At 59.7% G+C, this 16,820-nt stretch carries 17 protein-coding genes; 10 read left to right on the top strand and 7 right to left on the bottom strand.

From position 1 onward, the window contains the following. Positions 1–8 precede the first annotated feature (8 nt). Positions 9–800, top strand: coding sequence for a TRAP transporter large permease (locus tag EOL43_RS04830; RefSeq protein WP_240686467.1), 792 nt, complete (start codon positions 9–11; stop codon positions 798–800). Positions 801–983: 183 nt separating this feature from the next. Here EOL43_RS04830 and EOL43_RS04825 read toward each other — a convergent pair whose 3' ends face one another. After that, the gene (locus EOL43_RS04825) at positions 984–2,090 is read right to left on the bottom strand and encodes a CaiB/BaiF CoA transferase family protein (RefSeq protein ID WP_133486127.1); all 1,107 of its coding nucleotides are present in this window, start codon (positions 2,088–2,090) and stop codon (positions 984–986) included. Positions 2,091–2,099: 9 nt separating this feature from the next. After that, positions 2,100–2,681 (bottom strand): cupin domain-containing protein, encoded by a 582-nt coding sequence (locus EOL43_RS04820; RefSeq protein ID WP_133486125.1) that lies wholly within the window; start codon positions 2,679–2,681, stop codon positions 2,100–2,102. Between the two features lie 158 nt (positions 2,682–2,839). Between EOL43_RS04820 and gabT the strand changes: the two genes are divergently transcribed. From gabT to EOL43_RS04800, 4 genes are all read left to right on the top strand, one after another. After that, complete coding sequence (gene gabT, locus EOL43_RS04815) at positions 2,840–4,144, top strand: 4-aminobutyrate--2-oxoglutarate transaminase (protein WP_133486123.1); 1,305 nt, start codon at positions 2,840–2,842, stop codon at positions 4,142–4,144. A gap of 12 nt (positions 4,145–4,156) precedes the next feature. Continuing rightward, entirely contained in the window at positions 4,157–5,371 is a 1,215-nt protein-coding gene (locus EOL43_RS04810) for an acyl-CoA dehydrogenase (protein ID WP_133486121.1), read from the top strand. Positions 5,372–5,517: 146 nt separating this feature from the next. Next, entirely contained in the window at positions 5,518–6,948 is a 1,431-nt protein-coding gene (locus tag EOL43_RS04805; RefSeq protein WP_205669525.1) for an aldehyde dehydrogenase family protein, read from the top strand. Between the two features lie 4 nt (positions 6,949–6,952). After that, positions 6,953–7,828: a 3-hydroxybutyryl-CoA dehydrogenase gene (locus EOL43_RS04800; RefSeq protein ID WP_133486118.1), complete on the top strand. Its 876-nt coding sequence runs from the start codon at positions 6,953–6,955 to the stop codon at positions 7,826–7,828. 70 nt (positions 7,829–7,898) lie between these two features. On the opposite strand, the gene EOL43_RS04795 is transcribed toward EOL43_RS04800, so the two are convergent. From EOL43_RS04795 to parC, 4 genes are all read right to left on the bottom strand, one after another. Further along, a partial coding sequence (locus tag EOL43_RS04795) for a GTP-binding protein (protein ID WP_240686466.1) occupies positions 7,899–8,084 on the bottom strand: 186 nt, incomplete at its 3' end. A 198-nt stretch (positions 8,085–8,282) separates the two neighbouring features. After that, positions 8,283–9,455: a M48 family metallopeptidase gene (locus tag EOL43_RS04790; RefSeq protein ID WP_133486116.1), complete on the bottom strand. Its 1,173-nt coding sequence runs from the start codon at positions 9,453–9,455 to the stop codon at positions 8,283–8,285. Then, positions 9,452–10,627 carry a DUF898 domain-containing protein gene (locus EOL43_RS04785; RefSeq protein WP_240686465.1) on the bottom strand — a complete coding sequence of 392 codons (1,176 nt, stop codon included), beginning with the start codon at positions 10,625–10,627 and terminating at the stop codon, positions 9,452–9,454. The genes EOL43_RS04790 and EOL43_RS04785 overlap by 4 nt, the downstream gene beginning before the upstream one ends. 6 nt (positions 10,628–10,633) lie before the next feature. Then, a complete protein-coding gene (parC, locus tag EOL43_RS04780) occupies positions 10,634–12,967 on the bottom strand; it encodes a DNA topoisomerase IV subunit A (protein WP_133486114.1) in 2,334 nt (777 codons plus the stop codon). Positions 12,968–13,098: 131 nt separating this feature from the next. Here parC and EOL43_RS04775 point away from each other — a divergent pair, with 131 nt between their 5' ends. From EOL43_RS04775 to EOL43_RS04760, 4 genes are all read left to right on the top strand, one after another. Further along, the gene (locus EOL43_RS04775) at positions 13,099–13,653 is read left to right on the top strand and encodes an SH3 domain-containing protein (protein ID WP_133486112.1); all 555 of its coding nucleotides are present in this window, start codon (positions 13,099–13,101) and stop codon (positions 13,651–13,653) included. 118 nt (positions 13,654–13,771) lie between these two features. Continuing rightward, on the top strand, positions 13,772–14,602 hold the full coding sequence (locus tag EOL43_RS04770) for an SDR family NAD(P)-dependent oxidoreductase (protein WP_133486110.1): 831 nt from the start codon (positions 13,772–13,774) through the stop codon (positions 14,600–14,602). A gap of 73 nt (positions 14,603–14,675) precedes the next feature. After that, positions 14,676–14,879: a twin transmembrane helix small protein gene (locus EOL43_RS04765; protein WP_133486108.1), complete on the top strand. Its 204-nt coding sequence runs from the start codon at positions 14,676–14,678 to the stop codon at positions 14,877–14,879. Beyond that, positions 14,879–15,451: a cob(I)yrinic acid a,c-diamide adenosyltransferase gene (locus tag EOL43_RS04760; RefSeq protein ID WP_133486106.1), complete on the top strand. Its 573-nt coding sequence runs from the start codon at positions 14,879–14,881 to the stop codon at positions 15,449–15,451. Before EOL43_RS04765 ends, EOL43_RS04760 begins: the two co-directional genes overlap by 1 nt. Here EOL43_RS04760 and EOL43_RS04755 read toward each other — a convergent pair. Further along, positions 15,448–15,927, bottom strand: a complete 480-nt coding sequence (locus tag EOL43_RS04755) for a GyrI-like domain-containing protein (protein ID WP_133486104.1) — start codon at positions 15,925–15,927, stop codon at positions 15,448–15,450. The genes EOL43_RS04760 and EOL43_RS04755 overlap by 4 nt on opposite strands. Positions 15,928–16,149: 222 nt before the next feature. On the opposite strand from EOL43_RS04755, the gene EOL43_RS04750 reads away from it, so the two are divergent. After that, positions 16,150–16,820, top strand: a 671-nt coding sequence (locus tag EOL43_RS04750) for an electron transfer flavoprotein subunit beta/FixA family protein (RefSeq protein ID WP_133486102.1), incomplete at its 3' end; no start/stop codon positions are given.

Genomic DNA, 16,820 nt, shown 5'->3' with positions numbered 1-16,820 from the left:
GCGACTCGGTGGGCAAGCTTTTTGCTGCGGGGCTTATTCCCGGCCTAATGCTGGCGGGGATCTACATCACCTATATTCTGGTGCGCTGCCGCATTAACCCCTCGATGGGTCCGCCCGCCGAGGAGCAATTCACGGCGAAAGAGAAGATCCTATCTCTCCGCTTTCTGATCGCGCCGGGCATTCTGATTGTGACGGTTTTGGGCTGTATCATCGGCGGCGTAACCTCGCCCTCCGAAGCCTCTGCGATCGGTGCTTTCGGCTCACTGGTGATCGCCGCCATTCAGCGACGCCTGAACTGGGACATGCTGCGCTACGTGATGCTGACCACCACCAAGCTGATGGGGATGCTCATGTGGATCACCATCGCGGCGGTATTCTTTTCCAAGATCTATGTGGGTCTGGGCGCAGGGCAGATCGTGGGTGAGTTGATCGAGGATTTCGACCTGTCCCCCATCTGGGTGATCATCGCCATGCTGGCCACCTATTTCGTGCTGGGCATGTTCTTGGACGACTTCGCCATCGTGTTCATCACCGTGCCGCTGTTTGTGCCGATCGTGCGCGAACTTGGCTATGACACCACTTGGTTTGCGGTGCTGTTCATCCTGTCGATGCAATCGGCCTATCTGACGCCACCGTTCGGCTACAACCTGTTCTACATGCGCTCTGTAGCCCCGCCCGAGATCACAATCGGGGACATCTACAAGGCGGCTTTGCCCTTTGTGGCGCTGCAAATCATTGGCTTGGCGCTGGTGGTGGCGTTCCCGCAGATCGCATTGTGGCTACCAAGCCTGCTGTTCTAACCGCGAAACGATCAGGCGCCGCCTCTTGGCGGCGTCTGGCGTATTTCACAGACATTCCCGTAACTGGCCGCCCTGCTTGGGCGGTTTTTTTTTGAATGCGCCATCGACCGCGGTGTTCCGCGTGAAGCGGCCACAAAAAAGGCCGGGTGGAACCCCGGCCCTCTTCTGTTCAGTTTTCTTGGCTCAGGAGGTCGGCAGCACAGGCGCCGATTTGTCCAGCGCCAGCTCGGCGTCTGAGAACACCCAAGGCCCACGCACGCCCGGCACGCCTTCCGGCGTGATCTGCATGCCACGATGCTGGATCTGCGCATCATCAAACGCTTCACCGATCGAGTTGATCGGACCCGCGGGCACGGTTGCATTCTCGAGCGCCTCCAGCAGATCGACCTTCTGCCACTTCTGCGTTTCCCGCTCGATCTCGATGGTCAGAACATCCCGGTTTTCCACGCGCAGCTGGTTGGTCGCGAAATCCGGATTGTCGCGCAGATCCGGGCGATCAATGACATCGCAGAAACGCTGAAACTGCCCGTCATTCCCAACGGCCAGAATGAAATGTCCATCTGCGGTAGGCAGTACTTGATAAGGTGCAATATTCGGATGCACGTTGCCGCGCCGCTGAGGGCTTTCCCCGGTCGCCAGAAAGTTCATCGCCTGATTGGCCAGCATCGCCGTTGCACAGTCCAGCAAAGACATGTCGATATGCTGCCCCTTGCCAGTGCGATGACGCTGTTCGACCGCGGCCAACACGCCGATGGTGCCGTAAAGCCCGGTCACGATATCGGTGACTGCCACGCCGACCTTTTGCGGCTGACGCTCTGGTTCGCCGGTGATCGACATCAACCCGGACATGCCTTGCAGCAAGAAATCATACCCCGCGCGCTTGGCGTAAGGCCCGTCCTGTCCAAACCCGGTGATCGAACAATAGATCAGACGTGGGTTCAGCTCTTTCACGCTGTCATAGTCCAGCCCGTACTTGGCCAACCCGCCGACCTTGAAGTTCTCGATCAGAATGTCGGCATCCTTGATCAGTTCGCGCACCTGCTCCTGCCCTTCCGGCGTGCGGAAATCACAGGTCACGCAGTCTTTGCCGCGGTTTGCGGCGTAATAATAGGCGGCGGATTTATCACCGTCCCGCTCAATGAATGGAGGTCCCCATTTGCGCGTATCATCCCCCGCTGGGCTTTCCACCTTGATCACTTCGGCACCAAGATCGGCAAGCGATTGACCGATCCAGGGGCCAGCAAGGATGCGGGCCAGTTCTACAACTTTCAGTCCAGCAAGAGGGGGCATTTTGGGTCCTTACAGATAGGGCGGGGTGCAGGACGAGATCACCTTGCACACCCGGTCAGACATGTTGCGAAACCTGTGCGGTTCGCGCGAATTAAATAGATAGGCGTCACCGGCCTTCAGCACGCGGGTCTCTTGCCCCACTGTGACCTCCAGTTCACCTTCGATGACGATGCCGCCTTCATTGGCGTCATGTTCGATCATGGTTTCACCCGTATCGGCGCCGGGCTCATAGCGTTCGTGCAGGATCTGCAACCCGTGCAACTTGGCATCCCCCACCTGCTTCAACGTGATTTTCTTCTGCGCGGCGTCATTGCCCTGATACAGCAGAGACGTCAGATCGCGCAGTTCCGCGGGGGTAAAGAAGATTTGCGAGGACGTGGGCGCGTCGGGCTCAAAGAACTCTGACATGGAAATGCCGAATCCGCCCAGTATTTTGCGCAAGCTCGCAACGGATGGGCTGGACCGGTTGGTCTCGATCATCGAAATCTGCCCGTGGGGCACGCCCGCAGATTCGGCCAATTGCCGTTGAGACATATTAAATTGCAACCTGAGCTGCTTCAAACGGGTACCGACGTCAAATTCTTCCGTCATAGTTTTGGTCCTTTCATCGCTTTTACTCAGATTGAGCGATTCAGCGAAGTTTGTCCAACTTACCTCTAGCAATGCTCAATAAATTGAGCAATACATGATGTCAGAATCAATGAACTTGTGAATCGACATCCGATTCCATCACGTTGGAGGAGACTCTGGTGAGCAACACTGAGACACTTAAATCCCGCCGCGCCGCTGCCGTTGCAAATGGCGTAGCGACCCGTGGCATCTATGCCGTGCGCGCCGAAAACGCAGAACTCTGGGATGCGGATGGCAAGCGCTTTATCGATTTCGCTGCCGGGATCGCCGTAAACAACACTGGCCACCGCCACCCCAAACTGATGGAGGCCGTTGCGACGCAATCTGAGGCCTTCACCCACACATGCTTCCACGTGGCGCCGTATGAAAGCTACATTGCACTGGCCGAGCGTCTGAATGCCTCGACCCCGGGCGATTTCGCCAAGAAAACCATGATGGTGACCACGGGCGCTGAAGCGGTTGAGAATGCTGTGAAGATGGCCCGCGCCTTTACTGGTCGTTCGGGCGTGATCGCATTTTCGGGCGCTTTCCACGGTCGTACCCTGATGGGCATGGCGCTGTGCGGCAAGGTGAACCCTTATAAGAAAGCCTTCGGTGCGATGCCGCCGGAAGTGCTGCACGCCCCCTTCCCGAACGAGTTCCACGGTGTAACCGTAGAACAGTCGCTGGCCGTGCTGGACAACATGTTCAAAAGCTCGATCGACCCCGAGCGCGTTGCCGCGATGATCATCGAGCCGGTACAGGGCGAAGGCGGTTTCAACATCGCGCAACCCGAGTTCCTGCGCGCGCTGCGCAAGATCTGTGACGACTATGGTATCATCCTGATCGCGGATGAAGTTCAGGCGGGGATCGCGCGCACCGGCAAGCTCTTTGCATTTGAACATGCAGGTGTTGCCGCAGATCTGGTCACCATGGCCAAAGGTCTGGCAGGTGGCTTCCCGCTGTCGGCCGTCACTGGCCGGGCCGAAGTCGTTGACGCAGCCCCTGTGGGCGGCATCGGCGGCACCTATGCGGGCAACCCGCTGGCAGTTGCCGCAGCCAACGCCGTTTTTGACGTGATCGAGGAAGAAAACCTCTGCGAACGCGCCGCCGAGATCGGTGAAAAGATCAAGGCGCGCTTGAACACGCTGGCAGATCGTCAGGGCATGGAAGCCATTGGTGATGTCCGCGGCCTTGGTGCTATGATTGCCTTCGAGCTTGTCACCGACCGCGAGACGAACAACCCTGATCCCGCGCTGACTCAGGCCATTGTGGCCGAAGCCGAGGCACGTGGCCTGATCATCCTACCCTGTGGCACGCGCGCCAACGCTGTGCGCCTTCTGCCGCCGCTGACCGTGCCAATGGAGCAGGTCGACGAAGCACTGGACATCATTGAAGCCTCGATCGAGGCTGCGATTAGCAAAACCGCCGTCGCGGCGGAATAAGGAGACAAAGATATGGCGAAAGATCTTGCCCCCCAATCCCGTCCCGAACTTGCAGGTTTTGCATGGGATGATGCCTTCCTGCTGGAAGATCAGCTGAACGAAGACGAACGCATGGTGCGCGATGCTGCACGCGCTTACGCCCAAGACAAGCTGTTCCCGCGCGTGACCGAAGCCTTTGCCAAGGAAGAGACCGACCCGGAAATCTTCCGCGAAATGGGCGAGATGGGCCTGCTGGGCACCACCATCCCCGAGAAGTTCGGCGGCATTGGCGCAGGCTATGTGACCTATGGTCTGGTCGCGCGCGAAGTCGAGCGTGTGGACAGTGGTTACCGCTCGATGATGTCGGTTCAGTCGTCGCTGGTGATGTACCCCATCTATGCCTACGGCACCGAAGAGCAGCGCGCAAAATACCTGCCCAAGCTGGCTTCGGGCGAATGGATCGGCTGTTTTGGCCTGACCGAACCCGACGCGGGCTCGGATCCCGGCAGCATGAAAACCACGGCCAAAAAGGTTGATGGTGGCTATGTGCTGAACGGCTCGAAAATGTGGATCTCGAACGCGCCGATCGCGGATGTGTTTGTGGTCTGGGCCAAATCCGACGCCCATGACGGTAAGATCAAGGGCTTCGTGCTGGACAAAGGCACCAAAGGTCTGACCGCACCGAAGATCGAAGGCAAACAGTCGCTGCGCGCCTCGATCACCGGCGAGATCGTGATGAGCAATGTCGAAGTGGGCGAAGACGCCCTGCTGCCCGATGTTGAAGGCCTGAAAGGTCCGTTCGGCTGTCTGAACCGCGCCCGCTATGGCATCGCATGGGGCGCCATGGGTGCTGCCGAGGCCTGCTGGCACGGCGCACGTCAATACGGTCTGGACCGTAAGCAGTTTGGCAAACCTCTGGCGCAAATGCAGCTGTTCCAGCTGAAGCTCGCCAACATGCAGACCGAGATCACATTGGGGCTGCAAGCCGCTCTGCGCGTTGGTCGTCTGATGGACGAAGCCAAAGCCGCGCCCGAAATGGTGTCGCTGATCAAGCGCAACAACTGCGGCAAGGCGCTGGAGATCGCCCGTCACGCCCGTGACATGCACGGCGGCAACGGCATCAGCCAGGACTTCCACGTGATCCGCCACATGGTGAACCTGGAAACGGTGAACACCTATGAGGGCACGCACGATGTCCACGCCCTGATCCTGGGCCGTGCACAGACTGGCCTGCAGGCGTTCGCGTAACGCAAGCGCACAAGAAAAACCGGTCGCCTCAACCGCGTGGCGACCGGTGATTGATGAAATCCCATCTCGATCCGCTCGGGCTGTCACCGCCCGTGTATGAGACCTCGTGTGAGGTCCCTCCCTTATCAGATAAAATGAGAGCCACCATGAAGCAGAACCTGATTGCCGGCGAATGGCTGGACGGCGTGGATGCCGCCCCGAACCTCAACCCTGCAGACCTATCGGATGTCATTGGCGAATATGCCCATGCATCGGTTGATCAGGTTGGCGATGCGGTGGCTGCAGCAAATGCCGCCTTGCCAGCATGGGCCAATGCCTCGCCGCAACTGCGGTCGGACATCCTTGAAGCCGTGGCCGCCGAGATCTTCGCCCGTAAGGACGAGATCGGCACCATTCTGGCCCGCGAGGAAGGCAAAACCCTAGCGGAAGCCATCGGGGAAACCGCCCGTGCGGCGCAGATCTTCCGGTTCTTCTCGGGCGAAGCGATCCGCGTGGCAGGCGATGCGATCGCCTCGGTCCGCCCGGATGTGGACGTGGACGTGGTGCGCGAACCGGTCGGTGTGGTCGGTATGATCACGCCTTGGAACTTCCCCATCGCAATTCCTGCGTGGAAAATCGCCCCCGCCCTGGCCTATGGCAACACGGTGGTGTTCAAACCTGCCGACCTGACGCCTGGCTCGGCACATGTTCTGGCCGAGATCTTGCATAAGGCGGGCGTTCCGGCCGGTGTGTTCAACCTTGTCATGGGGCGCGGGTCCGTTGTCGGGCAAGCCATTGTCGACCATCCCGGCGTGGATGCGATCACCTTCACTGGCTCGGTACCGGTGGGCCGGAACATGGCCGTGGACGCCGCGCGCGGCATGAAGAAGCTGCAGATGGAAATGGGTGGCAAAAACCCGATGGTAATCATGGACGACGCCGACATGGATATCGCCGTGTCGACCGTTTTGAATGGTGCCTTCTTCTCGACCGGCCAGCGCTGCACGGCGTCAAGCCGGATCATCGTTCAGGCGGGTATCCATGACGCGTTTGTGGATCGCCTGTCGACGGAAATGCAGGCGCTGAATGTGGGCAATCCGCTGGATGCGGCCACCCAGATTGGGCCGGTGGTGTCTGAAAGCCAACTGAACGGCAACCTCGGCTATGTTGACTTGGCCCGCGGCGAAGGGGCCGACGTGATCGGCGGTGACCGCCTGAACCGCGACACGGAAGGGTTCTTCCAGGCCCCCGCCCTGTTTGTCGGAGCCACCAATCAGATGCGCTCGAGCCGAGAAGAGATTTTCGGTCCCTGCGCCTCGATCATCAAAGTCGCCGATTTCGACGAGGCGCTTTCCGTGTCCAATGACACCGAGTTCGGCCTGTCCTCGGGCATCTGCACCTCGAACCTGAAATTCGCCCGTGAATTCAAGCGCAAGTCGCAAGCTGGCATGGTGATGGTGAACCTGCCCACAGCTGGCGTCGACTACCATGTGCCCTTTGGTGGGCGCAAAGGCTCCAGCTATGGCTCGCGCGAACAGGGGCGCTATGCGGCAGAGTTCTACACCACCGTGAAAACCGCCTATAGCTTTGCAGGGTAGGCAAATGAGCATTCAGACTGTCGGTGTGATCGGTGCGGGTCAGATGGGCAACGGGATCGCCCATACCTTTGCCGTGGCCGGGTACAGGGTTCTTCTGAACGACATTTCGGAAGATGCCCTGACCGCCGCAATGGCGCGGATTGAAAAGAACACCGCGCGTCAGGTGTCGAAAGGCACGCTCGGCGAAGACGCACGCACAGAGGCGCTGGCCAACATTCGCACCACACAGGACTTGGGCGAACTGGGCGGCACAGATCTGGTGATCGAAGCCGCCACGGAACGTGAAGACATCAAGAACCAGATCTTTGCAGGTCTGGCGCCATCGCTGGGGGACAACACGATCCTCACCACCAACACGTCCTCTTTGTCGATCACGCGCCTTGCGGCCAAGACCGACCGTCCGGAACGCTTCATGGGGTTTCACTTCATGAACCCGGTGCCGGTGATGCAACTGGTGGAACTGATCCGCGGCATCGCCACCTCGGACGAGACCTATCAGACCCTCATGGGCGTGGTGAAACGTCTGGGAAAAACCGCCGCCAGCGCCGAGGACTACCCTGCCTTCATCGTGAACCGCATCCTAATCCCGATGATCAACGAAGCCTGCTATGCGCTGTACGAGGGCGTGGGGTCCGTTGCGTCAATTGATGCGTCGATGAAACTGGGCGCGAACCACCCGATGGGCCCGCTGGAGCTGGGCGATTTCATTGGTCTGGACACCTGTCTGGCGATTATGAACGTGCTGCATGACGGGCTGGCAGACACCAAATACCGCCCCTGCCCGCTGCTGGTGAAATATGTGGAAGCAGGCTGGGTCGGGCGCAAAGCCGGACGCGGCTTCTATGACTATCGGGGGGAGACCCCCGAACCTACTCGGTAACAAACAAGGAGAACCACGCCAATGAAGGTGCTTGTGCCTGTGAAGCGCGTGATCGACTACAACGTGAAANGTGTGCGGTCGAGATGGTGATGCCGCGGGCTTTCTCTTCCGGCGCGCCGTCAATCTGATCGTATGCCTGGAAGTCACCAAAATACTTGGTGATGGCAGCCGTCAGTGTCGTCTTGCCGTGGTCAACGTGACCAATCGTGCCGATGTTTACGTGCGGTTTACCGCGTTCAAACTTTTCCTTAGCCATAAAGCCCTACGCCTCGTGTCTGAGGGGGTCACAGACCCCGTGGTTCAATATCGCGCGCTAGCTATAGGTTTGCCGAGTGAAAATCAAGGCTTGCGTGCGTTCCGAGGCAAGTAAATGTAACAATCCCACCGTAGAAACGCGCATCAGCAGTTTTTATGTCGAGTTGCCAACGGCTTGACCCACCCCACCTAGCACCTGTCACTCGGGCTTTTCCCACGACTTCTTCGCGGGCGACGTCCCGTTCGAAGACGCATCGGCTTGGCCGCTGCATACCGTCTGCAAATTCTGCCACGATTGCGCATCCAGAATCGTGCCATAGGTCCTGTTCGGATCCACCGCAGCCTGCGCAGCCGAGATACGGTCCGTCATTTGCGGGTGCGAGGCAAGATGGGCCACGATCCCTTCGGCATCTCCATGCTCTTCATGCAAACGCTCGAAGAACGTGCCCAGCGCCACGGGCGAGATATCCGCTTTTTCCAGCAGGTCGTGGGCATAGTCATCCGCACGCGCCTCGGCCGCTTGGCTGTAGGTTGCATTGATGAGCTGGTTGGCGATGAACAGAGCGACGGTGCCGCCCGCAAAATCCCCGAACAACAATCCCAACACCCCAAGCGACCCGGCTGATCGCAACGCGTCGCGGGTTGGGTCGCGGTAGACCACATGGCCGATCTCGTGCGCAAGAACGGCGGCGACCTCGTCGGGGTTGTCGGCCTCTTCCAAGAGCCCCCGGAAGAAGACCAGTCGCCCACCGGGCAGCGCGAAGGCGTTGACCATCGGGTGATCCAGAATGTGTATCTTGACTTCGTAGGGCAGGTCCGCGTCGGGGTTTAGACGCGCATACATGGTCTGCATCGCAGCGTTGCCTGCTGGATCCTCGCAGATACGGACGCCGCCCAGCCCGGTTTCGTCCAGTGCCACACGGATTTGTTCGAACGTGGTGTCACCCAGCGCTTTCTCGCCTTCTGGCGGCAGGATTTCTGCCAGTTGTGTCGCCATAAGCGGCACCAGAAGGAAGATGATCACCGCAACCGAGGCGACAGCCCCGCCCGCCCACAGCATCACTTTGGACAAAGGTGTTGCATGATCGCGCTTACCAAGCGATCTGGCGTGCCGGGTCACAAACTCCTGAGTCTCGTGATCCGCAAGATAGAGGCGCGTCAGAGGGTCCCCTTTATGCGACAACACCATTATGCGCCGGTCTGCCTGATCGCGCACCCGACGCAAGGTGTTCCACCCCCATGTGATCTGCGCGCCATCGGGCATGCCGATGATCAACGCTTCGGGATAGAAGGCAACGCGCACGCGCGTCAGATGGGCACGTTCACCCCGTGCCAGATCCGCAAAGACCCAGTTTACGTCCTGCCCGGTCATATCGCGGCCCCCACATCCAGTGCTTCCGCAAAGCCTTCGGCCTCTGCGAACTCATCTCGGTCACGTTGGACGATCTGGGCAATGTTCTGCGTGTTTACGATCTGGGTCACTTCAGCGAAGTGCTGGGCCAGGGGAAGCGTAATCCACGCATGCGTCATGGCGCGGGCCATGATGATGAACAGGAAATAGACCAACACGAAGATCGGCACCACCGCGGTGGTCGCTACGTCCATATCTTCAAGATTGATGTTCTCCAGGTCGGTTACCCCGACAGCCAGACCCAGAGCCATGAAGGCGACCAAGAACACCCCAGACAGAACGATGTTCATCATCAGCCCGCCCAGCGCGTAGATGCCGATGATCCGCCCGGGGCGCGGTTTGGCGGTGAACTGCATGTCGCCCAGCTGTTTTGCCTCGGTCATGCGCTTGAAGCTTTCGGAACGCCAATAGGCCCAGCCATAGACCAGCCACGGCCCTGTCAGCAGGTACACAAGCGCCCAAGCCGGGTTTTCGAAGAGGGCCAACATCACTGCCGCGACACCGCTAAGCCCAAGGGCGTAGTACACGTGCCGCATAGCTCCAAACAGCAACCCTTTCGAGCCACCCTGAACAAAGCGCTGATCCCCATAGAAGGTGCGCGAGACACGGTATTTCTCCAGCCACAGCGTGGTCAGAGGCCATGTCAGGCCCACGGTGCAGATTGTGGCAAGCCAATGCACCATTGACCGCCAGCTATAGCCCCACGCGCCGGGCTCTAACCCGAAGCGAATACCTCGCCAGCGGGTGCGAGCAAGGATGTAGCGTCGGGCGCGATACTGCGCGAAAAAGATGATCGGGGTCAGGCCTAGAAAGCTGAGCGCATAGGCCGCGTAGTTGGCATTCAGAAGCGCGAAGCTGAAATACATCAGAAGCAGGTTCACGATCCCAATGTAGAAGGCCATGAAGACCACGGCGACCAGAAAGCCCAGAAGCTTTTCCAGCGGATCTCCAACATATTCCAGCGGCGCACCGCCGGGGCGAATGGCGCTCCAGTAATAGCGGCGCAGGCGGGTCTTGGCCCAGAAACGATAAAACCCAAGCGTCAGAACCGTCAGGATGCCGGTGCGCAGGGCCAGCCAGAAGACCGGCCCCTTTTCACCTGCATATGAGATCTTCAGAGTACTGGGCGGCACACCGGATCACTCGAACTTGTTGTTGCGCGGGAAGCCGTGGGGCGGTGCTTTGCCGACACCGGCGCGCTTGCCCAACCACGGCGACATATCGCTTTCGGTGCGGGTGCGGTCCCCGGTGGCTGGCCAGGACAGGCCCTCTTCCAGATTGAAGGTCTTCACGTCGGACAGACCGCCATCCAGCTCCAAGATCCCCTGCTTGCCACGGGCCGAGTTGTACTTCTGCAACCGGACACCCTTGCCGCGCGTCATCTCATTGATCTCGTCCACCGGGAAGACCAGCAGACGTCGGTTTTCCGAGATGATGGCCACGTGATCGCCAGTAATCGGCGCGCAGATCTTGGCCGTCGCATCACCCACATTCAGCACCTGCTTACCGTTCTTGGTCTGGGCCAGCACGTCGTTTTCGTTGACGACGAACCCGTTACCTTCATTCGAGGCGACCAGAAGCTTGCGGTCGGGCTGGTGGATGAACAGATCCACGATCTCGGCCTCGTTCGGCAGATCGACCATCAGACGCAGGGGTTCGCCCATGCCGCGCCCGCCGGGCAGGTTGGCGCAGGAAATGGTGAAGAACTTGCCGTTGGAATCGAAGGCCAGCAGACGGTCGGTTGTTTCGGCGTGGAAGATGAACCGCGGGCCGTCACCGTCGCGGAACTTCAACTCGCGGGTTAGGTCGATATGGCCCGACATGGCGCGGATCCAACCCATTTGCGAGCAAACGACGGTGATCGGCTCGCGCTCGATCATGGCTTCCAGCGGCACCTCTTCGACTTCGCCCGCTTCAGCGAATTGGGTGCGACGGGCGCCACCCTCGAAGTCCTTGCCAAAGACCTTCTTCGACTCTTTCAGCTGCTCGGAAATCTTGCCCCATTGCAGGTCTTCGCTGTCCAGAAGATCGTCCAGCGCGGCGCGTTCTTCCATCAGCTCGTCCCGCTCGCGAACCAGCTCGATTTCTTCAAGACGACGCAAGCTGCGTAGGCGCATGTTCAAGATCGCGTCAGCCTGAACCTCGGACAGCTCGCCCTCGCCCGGTGCGGGGCTGACATAGTCGTCTTCCGACATGGCACGGACGTGTTCGATGCCCCAATCCTCGCGCATCAAGGCGGCTTTGGGATCATCGTCATAGCGGATGATGTCGATCACACGGTCGAGATTCAGGAAGGCGACGATAAAGCCCTCGAGCACTTCAAGACGGTGGTCAATCTTCTCCATCCGGTGACGCGAACGGCGCTGCAACACGTCGCGGCGGTGATCAAGGAAAGCGCGCAGCACTTCCTTCATCGAACAGACCTTCGGCGTCACCCCGTCGATCAACACGTTCATGTTAAGGCTGAACCGCGTCTCGAGGTCCGAGTTACGATACATCAGCCCCATCAGAAGCTCGGGATCGACGTTCTTCGACTTCGGTTCCAGAATGATGCGGATGTCATCGGCGCTTTCGTCGCGAATATCACCCAGAATCGGCACCTTCTTTGTCTGAATCAGCTCGGCGATCTTTTCGATCAGCTTTGACTTCTGAACTTGATACGGGATCTCGGTGACAACGATCTGCCACTGCCCGCGGCCCAGATCCTCGATCTCGTGCTTACAGCGCAGACGGAAGGATCCACGGCCCGTGCGATAGGCGTTGGCGATGTTTTCCTTGGGCTCGACAATCACGCCGCCGGTCGGGAAGTCCGGGCCGGGTACATAGTTCAACAGCGTGTCGTCACGCGCGTCCGGCGTCTTGATCAGATGCAAACACGCGTCGATCAGTTCCGAGATATTGTGCGGCGGGATGTTGGTCGCCATCCCCACGGCAATCCCGGCGGCACCATTGGCCAGAAGATTCGGGAACTCCGCCGGTAAAACAACCGGCTCGGTCAGGCGACCGTCATAGTTATCGCGATAGTCGACCGCGTTCTCGTCCAGCCCCTTCAACATCGCCTCAGCGACGAAAGTCATGCGCGCTTCCGTATAGCGGCTGGCGGCGGGGTTATCGCCGTCGATATTGCCGAAGTTCCCCTGCCCGTCGACCAGCGGATAACGCACCGCGAAATCCTGCGCCAAACGCGCCATCGCATCATAGATCGCGGCATCGCCATGCGGGTGGAAATCCCCCATCGTGTCGCCGGAAATCTTGGCCGATTTCAGGAACTTGCCGTTCGAGGCGAGCTTCAGGCGGCTCATCGCATACAGGATGCGGCGGTGCACAGGCTTCAGGCCATCACGGGCATCCGGCAAAGCACGGTGCATAATGGTCGACAGCGCATAGGTCAGATAGCGATCACCAATGGCGCGGCGTAGCGGTTCGGCCAGCTCGCTGCCCATGATCTCGGAATTGTCAGTTACGTCATTCATGCATTTGGTGTATCCTTGAGGAAGACTCGCGTAAAGCTGCCATGCGGGTTTCTTGGGGGAAAATCATATTACATTCCCCGCGATATTTTTGAGCACGAGATATTAACTGGTGATGATTTAAGGGGGATACTATGGGTATTATACGTATGTCATTGTTGACGGTCGGCGTGATGGGCGTCGCCATGATGCATTATGGACGGGACGACGGTCTGCCAACCGATCGGATCGGTCGCGAGCCTGACGTAAAACAAGACAGCATCGTTGCGGTGTCCGCCAAACTGGCGGAAACGCCCGTCAGCGCTGTCGTGCCTGTTGTGGCCACAGCACCAGTCGAAACGCCCGCTCCTGCCAGCCTTGTGATCAAAGCGGCTGCCGTTGCTGGTGATCCAAACAGCCCCGCCGCGCAGGCCGAAGAAGCTGCGCGCCTGATGGCGGCCAGCGCCCCGGCCCCGACACCCACTGCGCCCGAAGCGGCCACAGACGACGCAGGCTTCCCCACCCTGTTCGTCAGCGGCAGCACCGTGAACATGCGTGGCGGTCCCTCGATCCAATTCGGTGTGGTGACGCGCCTGACCCGCGGCACCGAAGTGCTGGAAACCGGTCAGACCGAAAACGGCTGGAGCCAGATCAAAGTGGTCGAGACCGGCAAGCGCGGGTTCATCGCCTCGAAATTCCTGAAGCCGTAACTTTAATAAGCGGCCCTTCCCTTAAGAGTTCCACTGGGCGCCCTTTGCGGCGCCTCTTTTTTGTTGACCCCCGCCGCGACGACCCCGTACCCCTTCTCGGGCGAGGCAGGAGACAGATATGACCCAGAAATCCATCCTGATCACCGGATGTTCCTCCGGTATTGGTTATGACGCAGCCCATACGCTGGCCAAGCGCGGCTGGCGCGTTTTTGCCACCTGCCGCAAGGAAGAGGATTGCGAGCGTCTGCGCAATGAAGGGTTGGAAAGCCTGCGTCTGGACCACGCAGACGAGGCCAGCATGGACGCCGCCGTGGCCGAGGTGCTGTCGCGGACTGGCGGCACGCTGGACGCGCTGTTCAACAACGGCGCCTATGCCATCCCCGGCGCGGTCGAGGATCTGCCCACCGACGCCCTGCGCACCATCTTCGAGACCAATTTCTTTGGCTATCACCACCTGACCCGCCTGATCCTGCCTGTCATGCGCAAGCAGGGGCATGGCCGCGTGATCCACAACTCGTCCGTGCTGGGCTTTGCCGCAATGCCGTGGCGCGGGGCCTATGTCTCCACCAAGTTCGCGCTTGAAGGATTGATGGACACCTTACGGCTTGAAATGCGCGGTATGCCGATCGACATTATCCTGATCGAGCCCGGCCCGGTAACCACCAAGATCCGCCAAAACGCCCAACCACATTTCGAGCGCTGGATCGACTGGGAAAACAGCCCGCGCCGGAACCTCTATGCCAAATTGCGCGAGCGTCTGTATGACGACAGCGGCGAGCTGGACAGGTTCGAACTGCCCCCGTCTGCAGTGACAAAAAAGCTGATCCATGCGCTGGAGCACCCCAAGCCGAAGCCGCGCTACTATGTCACCACGGCCACCTATATTGCGGGCATCGGCAGGCGACTTCTGTCGACACGCGTGGGCGACCGGCTGACGCCCAACGGCTGACTGCGCCCAATTGCCCCTCGCAAATCGGGGGGAATGCGACTATCTGATGGCGGACACGTAAGAAAGAGACATCATGGCCGACGATCCCCTGTTCATCCTCGTAGTGCTGTCCTGCGCTGCCGTTCTGATCATCCTGATGCTGGGCATTGGGTCGTTTGGGGTCGGAGGCAAAGTTGCCCATAAACACTCGAATCGCCTGATGCGCTGGCGGATCGGGGCGCAGGCCGTGGCCATCGCGCTGATCCTGCTGTTCGTCTGGCTGCGCGGAGGAAACTGATGGTTGTTCTGAACAAGATTTACACGCGGACGGGCGATAAGGGCGAAACGGCTTTGGGCGATGGATCGCGCCGGCCCAAGCATGACGCGCGGGTGGATGCTTATGGCACGGTAGACGAAACCAACGCCACCATCGGCATGGCGCGCCTGCACGCCGAGGGTGACATGGACGCGGCCCTGGCCCGCATCCAGAACGACCTGTTTGATCTGGGCGCGGACCTCTGCCGCCCCGACATGGCCAAAGACGCCGAAGCCGAATACCCGCCGCTGCGTATGGCGCAAGAACAGGTGGATCGACTGGAAGCCGAGATCGACGTGATGAACAAGGCGCTGGAACCGCTCCGCAGCTTCATCCTGCCCGGTGGCTCGGCCCTTGCGGCCCACCTGCACCTGACCCGCACCGTATCGCGCCGCGCCGAACGTCTGGCGACTGATCTGGCTACCCAAGAAGACGTGAACCCGGTGGCGGTGAAATACCTGAACCGCCTGTCCGACTGGTGCTTCGTCGCCGCCCGCGTGGCGAATGACGACGGCAAAGCGGATGTGCTTTGGGTTCCAGGGGCGAATCGCTAGGCGGTAGTCTGTACCGGTGCCCAGATCTCATAGGCCATGGCCTCGGGCGTGTTGCGCTCATCATGCGGATAGCGCTCAAAAACCGCGCCTTCACGCGGGACCAGCGACTTGGCCGGGATCAGCTCGCTAAACACGCGGTCGAATTGTTGTGGAAGTTCCGCAACGGGTCCGAATGTGCGCAGAACCAGATAATCACCTTCAGATAGGGTGACATGGCAGCACCCTTCCGGCAGAGCTTCGTCCGTTGAAGGCACCTCGAGCCCAACGGCATAATCGAACGCTCCACTTGGCGTCATTCCATAGGACACCCCGTAGAATGCCCCTTCGATCACATTCTCGATCTCGGGCGGGTCAGTAAAGAACTGCTGCCACAGCCCCGGGATCTGGTTGCGGGTGTCCATCGAAAACCGACCGGAACGCCCGGCGACGATACGGGACGGTGCAAGAACAAGCTCTACGGTTTCAGACTGCGCCATGACGTCTCTCCTGTGATTCCCGGTCAGGATGCACCTCGCCCGGCGTCAAAGCAATCCGGCCACACGGCAACATTCTTGCAAAGAATCCCCCGCAAAACGAAAGAACGCGACGTCCGTGGACCCGGACGTGACGATTTTGCGCTGTTTTCACATGCAGCATTTCGGTAAACGTGTCGCGAGAGCATTACCGCCCCCCGTGGGCATAACTGGGAGATACCGCTGATGAAGGTGCTTGTGCCTGTGAAGCGCGTGATCGACTATAACGTGAAGGTTCGTGTGAAAGCGGACGGGACCGGTGTCGATCTTGCCAACGTAAAAATGTCGATGAACCCCTTTGACGAGATTGCCGTCGAAGAGGCCATCCGCCTGAAGGAAGCCGGCAAAGCGGACGAGATCGTCGTCGTGTCGATCGGCGTGAAGCAGGCTCAGGAAACCCTGCGCACGGCTCTGGCCATGGGCGCAGACCGCGCCATTCTGGTGAACGCTTCTGACGACGTCCACAACGACATCGAGCCGCTGGCCGTGGCCAAGATTCTGGCCAAAGTTGTTGAAGAAGAGCAGCCCGGCCTGGTTCTGGCGGGCAAGCAAGCCATCGACAACGACATGAACGCCACCGGTCAGATGCTGTCGGCCCTTCTGGGCTGGTCGCAAGGCACCTTTGCGTCGGAACTGGACATTGATGGCGACAACGCCGTTGTGACCCGCGAAGTCGACGGCGGCCTGCAGACCATCAAGGTGAAGATGCCGACCATCGTCACCGTTGACCTGCGCCTGAACGAGCCGCGCTATGCGTCGCTGCCCAACATCATGAAAGCCAAGAAGAAGCCGCTGGACGAAAAGACCGCTGCGGATTACGGCGTTGACGTGACCCCGCGCCTCGAGATCGTGAAGAC

The organism is Aliiroseovarius marinus (assembly GCF_004360145.1).
Lineage (GTDB): Bacteria > Pseudomonadota > Alphaproteobacteria > Rhodobacterales > Rhodobacteraceae > Aliiroseovarius > Aliiroseovarius marinus.
This window is presented reverse-complemented; position numbering and strand designations above follow the sequence as displayed.

Excerpts from the sequence above, each read along its gene's own strand:
- EOL43_RS04765 (WP_133486108.1), top strand. The coding sequence starts at position 14,676 with ATGGCCGACGATCCCCTGTTCATCCTCGTAGTGCTGTCCTGCGCTGCC.
- EOL43_RS04755 (WP_133486104.1), bottom strand. The coding sequence starts at position 15,927 with ATGGCGCAGTCTGAAACCGTAGAGCTTGTTCTTGCACCGTCCCGTATC.
- EOL43_RS04825 (WP_133486127.1), bottom strand. The coding sequence starts at position 2,090 with ATGCCCCCTCTTGCTGGACTGAAAGTTGTAGAACTGGCCCGCATCCTT.
- EOL43_RS04800 (WP_133486118.1), top strand. The coding sequence starts at position 6,953 with ATGAGCATTCAGACTGTCGGTGTGATCGGTGCGGGTCAGATGGGCAAC.
- EOL43_RS04790 (WP_133486116.1), bottom strand. The coding sequence starts at position 9,455 with ATGACCGGGCAGGACGTAAACTGGGTCTTTGCGGATCTGGCACGGGGT.
- parC (WP_133486114.1), bottom strand. The coding sequence starts at position 12,967 with ATGAATGACGTAACTGACAATTCCGAGATCATGGGCAGCGAGCTGGCC.
- EOL43_RS04775 (WP_133486112.1), top strand. The coding sequence starts at position 13,099 with ATGGGTATTATACGTATGTCATTGTTGACGGTCGGCGTGATGGGCGTC.
- EOL43_RS04770 (WP_133486110.1), top strand. The coding sequence starts at position 13,772 with ATGACCCAGAAATCCATCCTGATCACCGGATGTTCCTCCGGTATTGGT.
- EOL43_RS04805 (WP_205669525.1), top strand. The coding sequence starts at position 5,518 with ATGAAGCAGAACCTGATTGCCGGCGAATGGCTGGACGGCGTGGATGCC.
- EOL43_RS04820 (WP_133486125.1), bottom strand. The coding sequence starts at position 2,681 with ATGACGGAAGAATTTGACGTCGGTACCCGTTTGAAGCAGCTCAGGTTG.
- EOL43_RS04760 (WP_133486106.1), top strand. The coding sequence starts at position 14,879 with ATGGTTGTTCTGAACAAGATTTACACGCGGACGGGCGATAAGGGCGAA.
- EOL43_RS04810 (WP_133486121.1), top strand. The coding sequence starts at position 4,157 with ATGGCGAAAGATCTTGCCCCCCAATCCCGTCCCGAACTTGCAGGTTTT.